The organism is Azospirillaceae bacterium (genome assembly GCA_028283825.1).
Lineage (GTDB): Bacteria > Pseudomonadota > Alphaproteobacteria > Azospirillales > Azospirillaceae > Nitrospirillum.
In genome coordinates, this window is sequence record JAPWJW010000003.1 from 2,626,097 (window position 1) to 2,641,257 (window position 15,161).

General features: G+C 67.5%; 15 protein-coding genes. 9 read left to right on the forward strand and 6 right to left on the reverse strand.

The features are described 5' to 3' along the window. Positions 1–17: 17 nt before the first annotated feature. The 6 genes from PW843_24075 (at position 18) to PW843_24100 (ending at position 4,613) form a co-directional block, all read left to right on the forward strand. Positions 18–314 (forward strand): nucleotidyltransferase family protein, encoded by a 297-nt coding sequence (locus PW843_24075; protein MDE1149641.1) that lies wholly within the window; start codon positions 18–20, stop codon positions 312–314. A 117-nt stretch (positions 315–431) separates the two neighbouring features. Continuing rightward, positions 432–965, forward strand: a complete 534-nt coding sequence (locus PW843_24080; protein MDE1149642.1) for a dihydrofolate reductase — start codon at positions 432–434, stop codon at positions 963–965. Continuing rightward, positions 965–1,624 (forward strand): hypothetical protein, encoded by a 660-nt coding sequence (locus tag PW843_24085; GenBank protein ID MDE1149643.1) that lies wholly within the window; start codon positions 965–967, stop codon positions 1,622–1,624. Before PW843_24080 ends, PW843_24085 begins: the two co-directional genes overlap by 1 nt. 136 nt (positions 1,625–1,760) lie before the next feature. Further along, the gene (locus PW843_24090) at positions 1,761–3,155 is read left to right on the forward strand and encodes a pyridoxal-phosphate dependent enzyme (protein ID MDE1149644.1); all 1,395 of its coding nucleotides are present in this window, start codon (positions 1,761–1,763) and stop codon (positions 3,153–3,155) included. A gap of 45 nt (positions 3,156–3,200) precedes the next feature. Then, positions 3,201–4,376 carry a cystathionine gamma-synthase gene (locus tag PW843_24095; GenBank protein MDE1149645.1) on the forward strand — a complete coding sequence of 392 codons (1,176 nt, stop codon included), beginning with the start codon at positions 3,201–3,203 and terminating at the stop codon, positions 4,374–4,376. 9 nt (positions 4,377–4,385) lie between these two features. Continuing rightward, positions 4,386–4,613, forward strand: a complete 228-nt coding sequence (locus PW843_24100) for a hypothetical protein (protein MDE1149646.1) — start codon at positions 4,386–4,388, stop codon at positions 4,611–4,613. Positions 4,614–4,637: 24 nt separating this feature from the next. On the opposite strand, the gene PW843_24105 is transcribed toward PW843_24100, so the two are convergent. The 6 genes from PW843_24105 to PW843_24130 all read right to left on the reverse strand — a co-directional run bounded on the left by PW843_24105 (position 4,638) and on the right by PW843_24130 (position 10,431). Then, the gene (locus tag PW843_24105; GenBank protein ID MDE1149647.1) at positions 4,638–4,946 is read right to left on the reverse strand and encodes a type II toxin-antitoxin system RelE/ParE family toxin; all 309 of its coding nucleotides are present in this window, start codon (positions 4,944–4,946) and stop codon (positions 4,638–4,640) included. Then, positions 4,943–5,215, reverse strand: coding sequence for a type II toxin-antitoxin system ParD family antitoxin (locus PW843_24110; GenBank protein ID MDE1149648.1), 273 nt, complete (start codon positions 5,213–5,215; stop codon positions 4,943–4,945). Before PW843_24110 ends, PW843_24105 begins: the two co-directional genes overlap by 4 nt. A gap of 72 nt (positions 5,216–5,287) precedes the next feature. Then, positions 5,288–6,418 (reverse strand): PepSY-associated TM helix domain-containing protein, encoded by a 1,131-nt coding sequence (locus tag PW843_24115; protein MDE1149649.1) that lies wholly within the window; start codon positions 6,416–6,418, stop codon positions 5,288–5,290. A 10-nt stretch (positions 6,419–6,428) separates the two neighbouring features. Further along, complete coding sequence (locus PW843_24120) at positions 6,429–8,537, reverse strand: TonB-dependent siderophore receptor (protein MDE1149650.1); 2,109 nt, start codon at positions 8,535–8,537, stop codon at positions 6,429–6,431. Positions 8,538–8,708: 171 nt separating this feature from the next. Further along, complete coding sequence (locus PW843_24125) at positions 8,709–9,395, reverse strand: MT-A70 family methyltransferase (GenBank protein ID MDE1149651.1); 687 nt, start codon at positions 9,393–9,395, stop codon at positions 8,709–8,711. Between the two features lie 148 nt (positions 9,396–9,543). Then, the gene (locus PW843_24130) at positions 9,544–10,431 is read right to left on the reverse strand and encodes a uracil-DNA glycosylase (GenBank protein ID MDE1149652.1); all 888 of its coding nucleotides are present in this window, start codon (positions 10,429–10,431) and stop codon (positions 9,544–9,546) included. Between the two features lie 173 nt (positions 10,432–10,604). Between PW843_24130 and PW843_24135 the strand changes: the two genes are divergently transcribed. The 3 genes from PW843_24135 to PW843_24145 all read left to right on the forward strand — a co-directional run bounded on the left by PW843_24135 (position 10,605) and on the right by PW843_24145 (position 15,135). Next, positions 10,605–12,266: an electron transfer flavoprotein-ubiquinone oxidoreductase gene (locus tag PW843_24135; GenBank protein ID MDE1149653.1), complete on the forward strand. Its 1,662-nt coding sequence runs from the start codon at positions 10,605–10,607 to the stop codon at positions 12,264–12,266. Positions 12,267–12,512: 246 nt separating this feature from the next. After that, complete coding sequence (locus tag PW843_24140; protein ID MDE1149654.1) at positions 12,513–14,192, forward strand: tetratricopeptide repeat protein; 1,680 nt, start codon at positions 12,513–12,515, stop codon at positions 14,190–14,192. A 46-nt stretch (positions 14,193–14,238) separates the two neighbouring features. After that, positions 14,239–15,135 carry a 4-(cytidine 5'-diphospho)-2-C-methyl-D-erythritol kinase gene (locus PW843_24145; protein MDE1149655.1) on the forward strand — a complete coding sequence of 299 codons (897 nt, stop codon included), beginning with the start codon at positions 14,239–14,241 and terminating at the stop codon, positions 15,133–15,135. Positions 15,136–15,161: the final 26 nt, after the last annotated feature.

Consider the following 15,161-nt stretch of genomic DNA (forward strand, 5'->3'; position numbering starts at 1 on the left):
CGTTATCCGCCGCACCCATGAACCGCGACCAGGCCATCCGTCTGCTCAAGCCACACGAACCGGAATTTCGCCGGGCCGGTATCGGCGCGCTGTTCCTGTTCGGCTCGGTGGCGCGGAACGAAGCGACGGAGGCGTCCGACGTCGATGTCTTCTTCGACCTGGACCGGCCGCAGGGTTTCACCCTGTTCAGCTTGGCGGCAGTACAGGAACGCTTGCAGGACATCCTGGAAACCAAGGTCGACCTCATGACCCGCGAGGCCATCCATCCCCGGCGGCGGAGTCGGATCGAGGCGGATGCCGTGTGTGTGTTTTGACTTCGGCGTCCCGAAGACCCGCGCACCCCCGCCCCTTGATCTTCCTCATTCTCGGCCGCAGCCGTTTGCCGTAAAACCCTGGCACCCGCACTCATCGTTGCCAGGTTCCGCGTTCCCATGACCGATCCCGCGTCCATCCCGCTTGCCCTTATCGCCGCCGTCTCCACCAACAATGTCATCGGCATCGAGAACCGGCTGCCGTGGCGGCTGAAGGGTGATCTGAAGTATTTCAAGGAAATGACCTTGGGGAAGCCAGTCATCATGGGCCGGCGGACGTGGGAGAGCATCGGGGCCAAGCCGCTGCCGGGCCGCACCAACATCGTCATCACCCACAAGCCGGACTTCCGCGCCCAGGGCGGCGTGGTCTGCCACAGCCTGGATGCCGCCATCGAGCAGGGGCGCCTGATCGCGGCGGCCGACGGGGCGGCGGAGGTCATGGTGATCGGTGGTGAACTGCTGTTTGCCACGGCGCTGAAGACGGCGCACCGCCTCTACCTGACGGAGGTGCACGCCACGCCTGAGGGTGACGCCTTCTTCCCCACCTTCGACCGGGCCGACTGGCGCGAGGTGTCGCGCCGCGATGTGCCGGCGCTGGAGGTCGAGGTTGATCCCGCCCCCGCCCACAGCTTCGTGGTGCTGGAGCGCGCCTGATGATCCTGACGCCCATCGAATTGGCCGACCTGCCGGCCATCCTGCTCGACCTGCGCCGGCGTATGGCCGCCGAGGTGCCGGCCGTGCCGTCGCATGTGGTCGCGGTGTTCGAGCGCATCGCCGCCACCCTGGACCTGGTGCCGCTGGGCGTCGATACCCCGCAGCACCGGGCCGATGGCATCGCGCTCGCCCACCGTTTCGGTATCGAGACCCTGGATGAGGAGCCGCAGGCGGCCTACAGCTGGGATGGCCGTTACATCCGCACGCGCAGCGAATCCTATGTGCTGATCCATGAGATCGGCCACTGGCTGGTGGCCCCGCCGGAACGGCGCAACCTGTTGGACTTCGGCCTGGGCGCCGGGCCGGAGACGGGACGGATCGCCGAGGCCAACGCCGCCATCCGCGCCGACCAGGAAACCCAGATCGAGGAGGAGGCCCTATCCTCCCTCATCGGCATCCTGTGGGAGGTGGAGCTGGGCCAGCCCGCCATCCTGGCCTTCCTGGAACAGAATTGGCTGGAAGGCTGGGACCGTTCCGCCTGCATCGAGAACCTGGCCGCCAATCTGGACCTGCTGCGCCAGCGGGGATTGATTGATGCGAATTACCGGCCCATTTCGCCGGAACATTTCCAAGTAAAGCCGCTGGCCGCAAGCTTGTAATATTGCCGCATTGCGGCAAAAGCCATAGGTCTTTCCGTCCGGCGCAACACCCAAAGACTGCTATACCGACGGGTAATTGTCAGTCCCGGTGCCATCGGTCACTGTTTTGTTCAAGAAACAGACCGAGGTTGCCCTTATGACGACCGCCCCCGTTGACGTCGCCGCTGACGCCGGCCCGGCCATCCTGTCCCTGATCGGCAACACGCCGCTGGTCCGGGTCACCCGTATCGACACCGGCCCGTGTGAGCTGTACCTGAAGCTGGAAAACCAGAACCCCGGCGGCTCCATCAAGGACCGCATCGGCCTGGCGATGGTGGAGGGGGCGGAGAAATCCGGTCGCCTGAAGCCCGGCGGCACGGTGGTGGAGGCGACGGCCGGCAACACCGGACTGGGCCTGGCGCTGGTGTGCGCCGCCAAGGGCTATCGCCTGGTGCTGGTCATCCCCGACAAGATGGCGGCGGAGAAGATCAACCATTTGCGCGCATTGGGCGCCGACATCCACGTGACGCGCAGCGACGTGGGCAAGGGCCATCCCGACTATTACCAGGATGTCGCCGAGCGGCTGGCCGCCGAAATCCCCGGTGCCGTCTACATGAACCAGTTCGCCAACCCCGACAACCCGGCGGCGCACGAGCGCTGGACCGGCCCGGAACTGCTGCGCCAGATGGACGGGCGGGTGGACGCGGTGGTGGTGGGCGTGGGCTCCGGCGGGACCCTGACCGGCCTGGGCCGCTATTTCCGCCAGGCCAGCCCGCGCACGCGTCTGGTGCTGGCCGACCCCCAGGGCTCCATCCTGCGCGACCTGGTAAAGACCGGCCGGCATGATGAGCCCGGCAGCTGGGTGGTGGAGGGGATAGGGGAGGATTTCGTGCCCCCCAACTGCGACCTGCAATATGTGGCCGACGCCTACACCATCCCCGATGCCGAGAGCCTGAACGCGGCCCGTGAGCTGCTGCGGCGCGAGGGGATTTTGGGCGGGTCGTCCAGCGGCACCCTGCTGGCGGCGGCGCTGCGCTATTGCCGGGCGCAGACGGAACCGCGCCGGGTGGTGACGCTGGTCTGCGACACCGGCAACAAGTACCTGTCCAAGATGTTCAATGACGGCTGGATGGCCGACCAGGGTTTCCTGCCGCGTGAGCGCACCGGCGACCTGCGCGACCTGATCACCCGCAGCGTGGACAAGGGCCAGGTGGTGACGGTGGCGCCGGACGACACCCTGCTGACGGCGTACAAGCGCATGCGGATATCCGACGTGTCGCAACTGCCGGTGATGCAGGGCGGGCGCGTGGTCGGCCTGCTGGACGAATCCGACCTGCTGCTGCATGTGGAGGCCGACCCCGTGCGCTTTCGCGGCCCCGTGAAGGGGGCGATGACCGCGCGCCTGGAAACCGTGCCGGTGACGGCCCCCATCGGGGTGCTGGACGGCATCTTCAGCCGCAACATGGTGGCCCTGGTCACGGAGGGTGACGCCTTCTTAGGATTGCTGACCCGCGTCGACCTGCTGAACCATCTGCGCCGGCAATTGGGCTGAAGCCTCCCGCCCGCCCGCCTTTCCCCGAATTAAGGATCCCAAGCCTTGGCCGATTCCCATCGCCCCCGCCCCAACCAGCCGGCCTTCGCCACCCGCGCCATCCATGCGGGGCAGGAGCCTGACCCCGCCACCGGCGCCATCACCGTGCCCATCTACGCGACATCCACCTACGTGCAGGAAAGCCCGGGCGTCCATAAGGGGTACGAGTATAGCCGCAGCCAGAACCCCACCCGCATGGCGTATGAGCGCTGCGTGGCGGACCTGGAAAGCGGCGTGCGGGGCTATGCCTTCGCCTCCGGCCTGGCGGCGGAGGCCACGGTGCTGGAACTGCTGGACGCCGGCAGCCATGTCATCGCCATGGACGACCTGTACGGCGGCAGCTATCGCCTGTTCGAGCGGGTGCGCAAACGCACCATGGGCCTGAACGCCAGTTTCGTCGATATGACCGACCCGGCGAAGCTGGAGGCGGCCTTGCGGCCCGAGACGCGCATGCTGTGGGTGGAGACGCCGACCAACCCGCTGCTGAAGCTGGTGGATCTGGAAGCGGTGGCCGCCTTCGCCCGCCGCTACAACCTGATCGCCGTCTGCGACAACACCTTCGCCACCCCCTATGCCCAGCGGCCGCTGGAACTGGGCTTCGACGTCGTCGTTCATTCCGCCACCAAGTATCTGGGCGGGCATTGCGACATGGTGGGCGGCGTGGCCGTGGTGCGCGACGCGGGTGAGGTGGCGGACCGCCTGGGTTTCCTGCAGAACGCCGTCGGGGCCATCGCCGGGCCGTTCGACGCCTTCCTGGCGCTGCGCGGGGTGAAGACGCTGGCCCTGCGCATGGAACGCCACTGTTCCAACGCGCTGGCCATCGCCGAATGGCTGGAGCGCCACCCGGCGGTGGCGTCGGTGCGCTACCCGGGCCTGGCCAGCCATCCGCAGCACGACCTGGCGCGGCGCCAGATGCGGGGCTATGGCGGCATGCTGTCGGTCAGCCTGAAGGGCGGCCTGACTGCCGCCAAGCGCCTGCTGGAACGGACGGAATTGTTCTCCCTGGCGGAAAGCCTGGGCGGGGTGGAAAGCCTGATCGAGCATCCGGCCATCATGACCCACGCCAGCATCCCGGCGGAAATCCGCGCCGCCAGCGGCATCGACGACGGTCTGGTGCGCCTGTCGGTGGGGGTGGAGGATGTGGACGATCTGATCGCCGACCTGGCCGGGGCACTGGGGTGAGGGGGCGCAATGACGTGTCTACTTGATCAGGCCATCAACGCGGTTCGCGTTCTGCCCGACGCCGAGCAGGACGAGTTGGCTCAAATCATCCTGCAACTCGCTGGAGTGGATCGGCTACCCATCGATCTGGTGATTGACGAGGTCGCTGTCCTGGAAGTTTCTCATGCCCAGGCGGAACGGGGCGAGTTCGCCACGGATGAGGAAATCGGGGCCATCTGGGCGAGGCACAATGAATGATCGGCGCCCAATCGACAGTTCGGATCAAAGCGCGGTGCTCAAATTCCGGCGACCATCAACGACGCGGATGACATCAACGCGTTCCACAACGCCATCATCCGTATCGGGCCAAATCTCGAAGAGGATCAGATAAGGCCCTTCGACCAGGACACGGGCGCTGGGCGCGATCTCCGGGCGGCGCGGCCCCAGCCTCGGGTGCGTTGCCAATCGATTGATTCGGTTTGCTATGGTGTGGAGCATACGCGTCGCGGCGGTAGGGTTGTTGATGGCAATGGCCAGCCAGATGTCCTGGAGTTCCTGTTCCGCGGCAGGTGATCGGTAGATCGGGATCATCGTCCCGTTTTCTTCAACCGATCCCGCGCGGCGGCGATCATACGCTCAACGTCGAAAGGTTCGGTCGGACCGCTGGCCTTGCCGTCGTCCCACATCTGGCGAAGGCGTTTCAGGTCTTCCTGCCGCATCTCGCGTTTGAACTGCCAATCGCGGATGGCTTCGCGCACGATTTCGCTGGTGGTGGCGTATTCGCCGGCATCGACGGCTGCGCGCAACGATGCCACCTGCTCGCCTGTCAGGGCGACGCTTACCTTCTGGATTTCGGCCATCGCCAACCTCTCATTCACTGAGGGGAAAATCTTACTACCAAGTGGTAAGAAATACCACGGAGAGGAATGTCCTCACCCCCGCTTCGGCCGCACCCACAGCATCAGGCCGGTGACCAGAACGGCGATGGTGGCGAGGTCGAAGGCGGCCCACAGCAGCTTCAGGGGCATGCCGCCGTAATCGCCGAAGTGCAGGGGGCGGGAGACTTCAAGCGCGCGCAGATACCAGGGCAGGGCGCGCACCTCCGCCACCGCGCCCGTGGCGGCGTCCACCAGCACCGGGGTTTCCAGCCGCGCGGTCAGGGGGCTGTCGCCCCGCATCCAGACGATGTAGTGGTGCGGGCTGCCGAAGCGGGAATAGGGGTAGGCCACACTTTCCGGCTGGGCGTCGGGCAGGGCGTGTTGGGCGGCGGCCACGGCGGCGCCGACGCTGACCACCTGATCCGGGATGGGCTTGCCGTGCCAGGGCATGATCATGGCGGTCAGCTGGTCGATCTGCCACAGGCGGAACAGCGGCTGGGCCAGGGTGTTGGCGACACCGCTGACGCCCACCACCAGGGTCCACACCAGCACGACGATGCCCAGCAGGTTGTGCAGGTCCAGCCGCCAGGTGCGGCGGGCACCGTCGGTGCGTACCGTGCCGAAGGCCATGCGGCGCATGAAGGGCGCGTACAGCACCACGCCCGAGACGATGGCCGCCGTGAACAGCACCCCCATGGCGCACAGCAGGAGGGAGCCGGGCAGGCCGGCGAACAGCTGGGCGTGCAGGTTGTGGATGATGTCGGTGGTGCGTCGGCCGATGGGCGGCTCCGCCACGACCTTGCCGTCGCGCAGGTCGATGACCGTCATGTGGAATTCCCCGGGCAGGGCCTGGGCCCGGGGTGCGCTCCACAGATACAGGGTATGGTCCTGGCCGGCGGGCCAGGTCAGGGACATGGGCACGGTGCCTGGGTGCAGGGCCAAGCCCTGGGCCAGGGACGCATCCAGGCCCAGATCACGGTCGGCCGGCGTGAAGGCTGGCCGGGCCAGGGGCGACAGCAGGTCGTCCAGTTCCGCCGAGAAGATCAGCGGCAGGCCGCTGAGGCACAGCAGCAGCAGGAACAGGGTGCACACCAGGCTGGACCATTTGTGCACCCAGCGCCAACGGCGCAGTGCCGCCGCCGTCATGGCCCGGCTTGCGCCGTCGTCCACCGCTGCCGCTGTCATCTTCAGCCCCTTACCAGGCGTAGCGCAGGTCGGCGATCACCGTCCGGCGGATGCCGTAATAACAGCCCAGGTTACCGCAGCTGGCGACATAGGTGCGGTCGAACAGGTTGCTGGCGTTCACCTGCGCCGACCAGCCGTGCAGGCCGGACGACAGGTGGGCGAAGTCATACCCCACCACCGCGTCGAACAGGGTGACGCTGTTGATCTCATAGCTGTTGGCGTAGTCGCCGAAGGACGGGCCGATGTAGCGCACGCCGCCGCCCACGGTCAGGCCGCCCAGCACGCCTTCGGGCACGGCGTAATCCGCCCACAGGGTCGCCGTGTGCTTGGCGGTGCCTGGCGGGGTCTTGCCCTGGTAGGTGCCGGTGTACTGGGTGATTTCCAGGTCCAGATAGGCGTAGGAGGCCATCAGGTCCAGGCCGTCGATGGGCGTCAGGTGGCCGTCCAGTTCCACGCCCTTGGACTCGTACTCGCCGGCCTGGCTGCTGAAGCCGACATGCACCGGGTCGGTGGTGGTGACGTTGCTCTGCGTTAGCTTGTAGACCGAGGCGGTGACGAAACCGGGGAAGTTCAGCGGCTGGTACTTCACGCCCGCCTCGTACTGCTCCCCTTCCGTGGGCTTGAACTGCGTCCCGCTGAAGGTGGTGCCGGTGGAGGGCTGGAAGGAGGTGGAGTAGTTGAAGTAGGGCGCGATGCCGTTGTCGAACAGATAGACGATGCCGGCGCGGCCGGTGAAGACGCGGTCGAACAGGGTGCTGGTCTGGTTGTTCAGCCGGTTCAGCGCGTCGCTGTCGTACCAGTCCTCGCGCCCGCCCAGCACGATGTTCAGCCCGCCGTAGGACACCTGGTCCTGGACGTAGGCGCCGGTCTGGTGCTGGTGCTGCAGGCCGTTCTGGATGACGGCCGGGGTGGGCACGGCCTTGCCGTAGACCGGGTTGGTCCAGTCCAGCGTGGCGGCGGCGCCATAGCTGTAGGCGGCGATGTGGTCCCAGCTGGAATCCTGGTAGTCGACGCCGAACAGCAGGGTGTGTTTCAGCGCGCCCGTCATGAAGTCACCCTGCATCTGGGTATCGACGGCGAAGGTGTTCAGCTTTTCCTCGGTGGCGTAGGGCGAGCGCACCATGGTCTTGTCGTCGGCCTGCAAGGCCTCGAACGTCACGGCGCGATAGTCCATCCAGTCGTGCATGTAGCGCAGGTTCTGGCGCACCGTCCATTCGTCGCTGAAACGATGGGTGAAGGCATAACCGGCGGAGGTCTGCGTCCGCTGCATGCGGTCATAGTCCGGTTCCCCGCCATAGAACGAGGTCGGGATCTTGCCATAGGGGTTGGACAGGGACACGCCCGCCGCCGGGATCTGGTTGTAGAAGCCGGCGTTCGGCTCATCCTGGTAATTGCCCAGGAAGGTCAGGGTGGTGTCGGCGTCCGGCTGCCAGGTCAGCGCCGGGGCGATGAACCACTTCTTGTATTCGGTGTGGTCCACCTGGGTGTCGGTGTCGCGCACCAGGCCGGTCAGGCGGTAGGACAGGGTGCCGTCGCTGGTCAGCGGGCCGGTGATGTCGCCCGCCCCCTGGATGCGGCCGAAGTTGCCGGTCTGCAGCATCACCTCGCCGCTCTCGGTGGTCGAGGGGCGGCGGCTGGTCAGCGCCACCAGGCCGCCGGGTGAGGACTGGCCGTACAGCACCGAGGCCGGACCCTTCAGCACGTCGATGCGGTCCAGGGCGTAGGGGTCGAACTGGGGTGCTGTCCAGGTGCCGGCTTGCAGGCGCAGGCCATCCAGGTACTCGTTGGCGTTGAAGCCGCGGATGATGAACTGGTTGGTCTCGATGCGGTTGTCGGCGCCGCCCTTCTCGGTCTGCACGCCGGGCATGTAGCGCAGGGCCTGGGTGACCGTCTGCACGTTCTGAAGCTGAATCTGGTCACGCTCGATGACCGAGATGGCCTGCGGCGTCACCAGCAGCGGCGTGTCCGTCTTGTTCGCCGTCATGTCGATGATGCGCTGGCCGGTGACGACGATGGTGCCGTCGTCCGCCGACTTGTCCGTCTCCGCCGCGCCGGCGGCACCGGCCAGCGCGATCAGGCTGGCCCCGGCCAGCCATGTCCATTTTCCCAACTGCCCCATGATTCGCATCCCTTCGCACCGCTTCTAACGCGGATGTTAATTCTGATAATCAGTCGCATATCAGGGGCGAAAGGATGGGGCAAGCCGGGCCGGCGCCAGCGCAATCATGGCGCGAGGCATGGCAGGCATCACACGCGGTTTGCTATTTATGATTGGGAGTGGGCCCGGAGCCTATTCCGCCGCCACGCGCCGCTGGCTGGCGGAATTGTGGGCGTAGGTGTCCCAGGTCGGCTCATAACCCTCATCCGCCTGGTTGCCCCAGACGGTCCAGTTGCGCCGGGCGCCGCGGGCGAACATCTCAAGATACGGGCCGGGGCTGCACGCCTCGATCAGCTCATACTGCTCATCGGGTTTGCGCGAATGCTCCCTCTTGCGGGTGCCCAGATAGTTCACCTGGGTGCGGCCGGGGTCCAGGGTGCGGGCGTTCTTGCCGCGTACGCCGAACAGGATCAGTTCGGTGACATTGCGGAAGTAAAAGCCGACGCCGCGCCCGTCGGACCCGCCGTCCTTGCGCAGCTTGTGCCATACCAGGTTGGTCTTGTACTGGAAGCCCCAGGCCTGCAGCACCTGCAAGCCCTCGGGCAGCAGGGCGTTGGGCACCCACAGGTACAGGTGCGCCGTGTCGGCCAGCGTCTGTTCCACCGGCAGGGCGCAAATCTCCTCCACCGACATGGTGCCATAGCGCGACAGGCGATGATGCTCCGGCGCCATCTTGCCCGTGCGGTTGACGAATCGCCACGGCGGGTCGGCCAGCACGGTGGCGAAACGCTTCTTGCCGGCCACGGCCAGCAGGTCGGCCGCCGGATCCTGCGCAGGATCCAGGGCGGGGGCGGTGCTGTCGGCGGCGGGGGAAGTCATGTCGGCTGGTCAGTCCGTCGGTCGCGGGCCGGCCGGAAGGCGGCGGGCGGAAGTGAACAAATATAGAACGCCCCTGGGGTGGATCACAAGATGCCCCGGAACGCCGGTCTCAGTTTTATGGGGCCGGCGCGTCCCTGGCGGCAAGCGCTTATCGCGTGCGCGGCGGCAACTCCGCCAACCGCTGCCTCAGCGACAGCAGGTCGCGCCAGGTCTCGCGCTTGGCCCCTGGGTTGCGCAGCAGGTAGGCGGGGTGCAGCACGGGCAATGCGGGCAGCGGCCGGGTCAGGCCCGGGCTGCCGTATTCGAACCAGCGGCCGCGCAGGCGGGTGATGCCTTCGGTCTTGGCCAGCATGGTCTTGGCCGCGATGCCCCCCAGGAACACCACGATGTCCGGATCCGCGATCTCCACATGCCGCTGGATGAAGGGCAGGCAGGCCGCGATCTCGCTATCCGTGGGGTTGCGGTTGCCGGGCGGGCGCCAGGGCAGGACATTGCTGATGTAGACCGCCTTTTCCACATCCTCGGCATGGCGGTCCAGGCCGATGGCGGCCAGCATCTTGTCCAGCAGGGCGCCGGCCGGCCCGACGAAGGGCTTGCCCTGCCGGTCCTCCTGTTCGCCCGGCGCCTCGCCCACCAGCATGAGGCGGGCGTGCGGGTTGCCGTCGGCGAAGACGGTGGAGGTCGCGGTGTGGCGCAACGGACAGCCGTCGAAGGCCAGCAGGGCGGCCTTCAGGTCGTCCAGCGTGGCGGCGGCCATGGCGGCGCTGCGGGCGCTGGCCCGCGCCTCGTTCGCACCCAAGGGGGCGCCCAGGGGGCCGTCGGGCGGCACATCCGCCGCGATATTTTTTGGGGTAGGCGGTGGCGCACGGTCCGGCACCGGGCCCGGCGCACCATCCGCGGGCCCCCGCGCACGCGCAGTAGGCGTCCTGCGGCTGGCCACTTGGGTCCAGTCGGTCGGCTGGTCGTTGATCGCTTCATCGGCGCCGATCTCGACCAGCCAGGCCAGATCCGCGACGGCCTGGGGCCGGTCAATCATGATTTGACCCTACCATCGCCCTTGTGTTTCTTCATCAATCGCATGGCGGGAGCGCGCGAAAATGACGCTTCCCCGAAACAAGGCCCGCTGTTAGGGGACCGCCCACCAATATATGGGTTGGGACCCATTTCGGAACTCCGCACCGGAAACTAGGGAAGAAGAAGGCGAATACCATGGAACGGGAGTCGATGGAGTATGACGTCGTCATCGTCGGCGCCGGCCCCTCGGGGCTGTCCGCGGCGATACGACTGAAGCAGCTGGCCGCCGCTGCCGACAAGGAAATCAGCGTCTGCGTCATCGAGAAGGGGTCCGAGGTCGGGGCCCACATCCTGTCGGGCGCCGTCATCGACCCCATCGCGCTGAACGAACTGATCCCCGACTGGAAGGAAAAGGGCGCCCCGCTGAACACGCCGGTGGTGGACGACCGCTTCTATATCCTGACCGAGGCGGGGTCGCTGCGCATTCCGGGCGCGCTGCTGCCGCCGCTGATGAACAACCACGGCAACTACATCGTCAGCCTGGGCAACGTCTGCCGCTGGCTGGCGCAGCAGGCTGAGGAACTGGGGGTGGAGATCTACCCCGGCTTCGCCGCGGCCGAGGTGCTGTACCACGACGACGGGTCGGTCAAGGGCATCGCCACCGGCGACATGGGCATCGGCAAGGATGGCGAGCCGACGGACCGCTACACCCCCGGCATGGAACTGCACGGCAAGTACACCCTGTTCGCGGAAGGCGTGCGCGGCAACCTGTCGAAGGAGCTGATGGCCCGCTTCAACCTGCGCGACGGCGTGGACCCGCAGAAGTATGGCATCGGCATCAAGGAACTGTGGCAGATCGACCCCGCCAAGCATAAGCCGGGCCTGGTCCTGCACAGCCAGGGCTGGCCGCTGGACAGCCAGACGGGCGGTGGTTCCTTCATGTACCACCTGGAGGACAACCAGGTGGCCATCGGCTTCGTCGTCCACCTGAACTACACCAACCCCTACCTGTCGCCGTTCGAGGAATTCCAGCGCTTCAAGCACCACCCGCTGATCCGCCCTTACCTGGAGGGCGGCAAGCGCCTGTCCTATGGCGCCCGCGCCATCAATGAAGGCGGCTTGCAGTCGGTGCCGAAGCTGACCTTCCCGGGCGGCGCGCTGATCGGCTGCGCCGCCGGCTTCGTCAACCTGCCGCGCATCAAGGGCAGCCACAACGCCATGAAGACCGGCATGCTGGCGGCCGAGGCGGCGTTCGACCGCCTGGTGGAGGGCAGTGAGGGCCATGACGAACTGACGGCCCTGGAATCCAAGTGGCGCCAGAGCTGGGTGTTCGAGGATTTGCACAAGGTCCGCAACGTGAAGCCCAGCCTGAAGCACGGCCTGTGGCTGGGCACGGCGCTGGGCGGCCTGCACATGTGGCTGCATGACCTGAAGCTGGGTTTCCTGGTGGGCTGGACCCAGCATCACGGCAAGGCGGACCATGAGACGCTGGTGCCGGCGGCCCAGGCCAGGAAGATCGTCTATCCCAAGGCGGACGGCGTTCTCAGCTTCGACCGCCTGTCCTCGGTCTTCATCTCCAACACCAATCATGAGGAAGACCAGCCGGCGCACCTGAAGCTGAAGGACCCCACGGTCCCCATCGCCTTCAACCTGCCGACATACGATGAACCGGCGCAGCGCTATTGCCCCGCCGGGGTGTACGAGGTGACGCGCGAGGACGACGGCACCAACCCGCGCTTCGTCATCAACGCGCAGAACTGCGTCCACTGCAAAACCTGTGACATCAAGGACCCCACCCAGAACATCACCTGGACGGTGCCGGAGGGCGGCGGGGGCCCCAATTACCCGAATATGTGAGTTCCCGGAAAAGGCGCCCCGACCCAGGGCGCCTTTTCTTCGTGCGGCCCCGGCATGCGGTGAGAGCGATCTTTTGCCCCGCCGGGAAATGGCCGCCATGGTTGTTCTGGCCGCTGTTCCCGATTAGCCTTGGGCCCGCGTGTCACCCGCCCGGCGGCGGGTGGGAAGGATTTCAAGGAACGGCGGTTCAGCGTGCGGTTTTTGCGGCGGACATCATCCCGGATTTTGATTGCCGGCTTGGCCTTGATGGCCAGCGGAACCCCCGTCTTTGCGGCCAAGGCGCCGGAAAAGGCCGCCGCCGGTGCCTCCGGGCCCGATCCCCTGTCCGCCTTCGTCGCCGGCAAGGTGGCGCAAGGGGCGGGCGACTGGCCGGCGGCTGCCGATTTCCTGGCCCTCAGCCTCAAGTCCGATCCCGACGACCTGACCCTGCTGCGCCGCGCCGTGCTGATCAATGTCGGCCTGGGCCGGGCCAAGGCGGCCCTGCCGCTGGCCCAGCGCCTGATCGCGGCCAAGGACGGCAATCCCGTGGCCCTGACCCTGATCGCGGCCGACGCCGTGGCCCGGGGAGATGAGGCGGCGGCGCTGAAGGCCGTGGATGAATTGCCCAAGGACGGGCTGGGGACCTTCATGCGCCCCTTGCTGATCAGTTGGACCAAGGCGCGCAAGGGTGACTGGGTCGCGGCCCGGGCCGCCCTGGACCCCATGCTGGCCCAGCAGTCCTTCCACGCCCTGGCGGCGCTGCACGCCGCCCTGATCGAGGATCTGGCGGGGCATGAGGACGCCGCCCGTACCTGGTACGCCCAGGCCATGGAAGGCGGGCAGGTGCTGCGCGTCGCCATGCTGCGTGCCAATTTCGAGCTGCGCACCGGCCATCCGGACCAGGCCGAGGCCGCCGTGGCCGGCATCCTGCAGGCCGACCCCAAGGGCCCCATGGGCGATGCCGCCCGCGCCGTGCTGGCCCGTGCCCATCCCAACCGCGTGATCGGCACGCCCACCGAAGGTCTGGCGGAGGCCCTGTTCGACGTGGCCGCCGCCATCAACCAGGAAAAGGTGGCGGAGGTGGCACTGCTGTACGACCGCATGGCCCTGTTCCTGAACCCGTCGCTGGCCCCGGCCCGCATGCTGGCGGGTGAGACGCTGACGGAACTGGACCGCGATGCCGAGGCGCTGGCCGAATACAATTCCCTGGTGGCCGAGCTGGGCATGGCGACGGGCGAGAAGGCGGATGCCGGCCTGTTGTGGGCGGCGCGCCTGCGCTCCGCCGACGCGCTGGCCCGCCTGAGCCGCCCGCAGGAGGCTGCCGGCATCCTGAAGGCCATGGCGTCGGAGCGGCCGGAGCGCGGCGACGCCCTGGTGCGCCTGGGCGACCTGCTGCACAACGACCATCGCCCGGCCGAGGCGCTGGCCGCCTACGACCAGGCCATCCAGCGCCTGGGCGGCCGGCCCAGCCCCAACGACTGGTTCATCTATTACGCCCGCGCCACGGTGCAGGATCAACTGGGCCATTGGCCGGAGGCGGAGTCCGACCTGCTGCGCGCCCTGCAATTGCAGCCCAACCAGCCGGGCATCCTGAACTACCTGGGTTATGCCTGGTCGGAACGGGGTGTGAAGCTGGACCAGGCCCGCCAGCTGCTGGAACAGGCGGTGAAGCTGCGCCCCAACGACGGCGCCATCATCGACAGCCTGGGCTGGGCGCTGTTCCGCTCCGGCGACGTTCCGGGCGCTGTCAGCCTGCTGGAGCGCGCGGTGGAACTGAAGTCCCGCGACCCCTCCATCAACGACCACCTGGGCGACGCCTATTGGGCCAACGGCCGCCGGCTGGAGGCGCACTATCAGTGGGTGCGCGCCACCCGCGACAATCCGGATGACACCCTGAAGGCGTCGCTGGAGGAAAAGCTGAAACGCGACCCGGCCGCCGCGCAATGATATGAGTGTCTGGAATACCCGCTTTTAATCCCAAGGAACGACCCTCGTGACCACGGTAAGCGCCGCTGCCGCCGCCAAGCTGAACCTGTACCTCCATGCCCTGGGCAAGCGGCCCGACGGCTATCATGAACTGGACAGCCTGGTGGTGTTCGCCACCGCCCATGATCTGATCACCGTGACCGAGGCGCCGGGCTACAGCCTGACCATCGACGGCCCCTTCGGCAGCACCCTGGTGGCGGAAGGGACCGGGCGCAACCTGGTGTCCCGCGCCGCCCATGCCCTGGCCGACGCGCTGGACCGCGACCCGCACGTCGCCATCCGTCTGACCAAGAACCTGCCGGTGGCATCCGGTATCGGTGGCGGGTCGGCCGACGCCGCCGCCACGCTGAAGGCGCTGGCCCACCTGTGGGGCGTGGCGCAGGACGATGCCCGGCTGGTGGAAATCGCGCCCACCCTGGGGGCCGACGTGCCCGTCTGCCTGTTCGGCCGCACCGCCTATTTCGGCGGGGCGGGGGAACAGGTGGTGGCGGGCCCGGAATTGCCGCCGGCGGCCCTGCTGCTGGTCAATCCCGGCGTGCACATGCCGACCAAGGACGTCTTCGCCGCCCGCACGGGTGCCTGGTCGGCCGCCGGCCGGCTGGAGCGTGATCCGGTCGACGTGGCCGATTTCGCGCAGTTGCTGCGCGCCCGGGGCAATGATCTGGGGCCTGCCGCGGAAAGCCTGTCGCCCGCCATCAGCGCCGTGCTGGCGGCGCTGGACGCCACCCCTGGCTGCCTGCTGGCGCGCATGTCGGGCAGTGGTGCCACCTGCATTGGCCTGTATGCCGACGTGGAAACAGCGGCATCGGCGGCGGCGCTGATCAGCCGCGTGCGCCCCACCTGGTGGGTCAAGGCCACCGCCCTGCTGCCGGAGGTGCCGGCGGCCGAGGTTGTGGAGGCTTGATGCCGTAGGCTTTGATCTTGACCGAT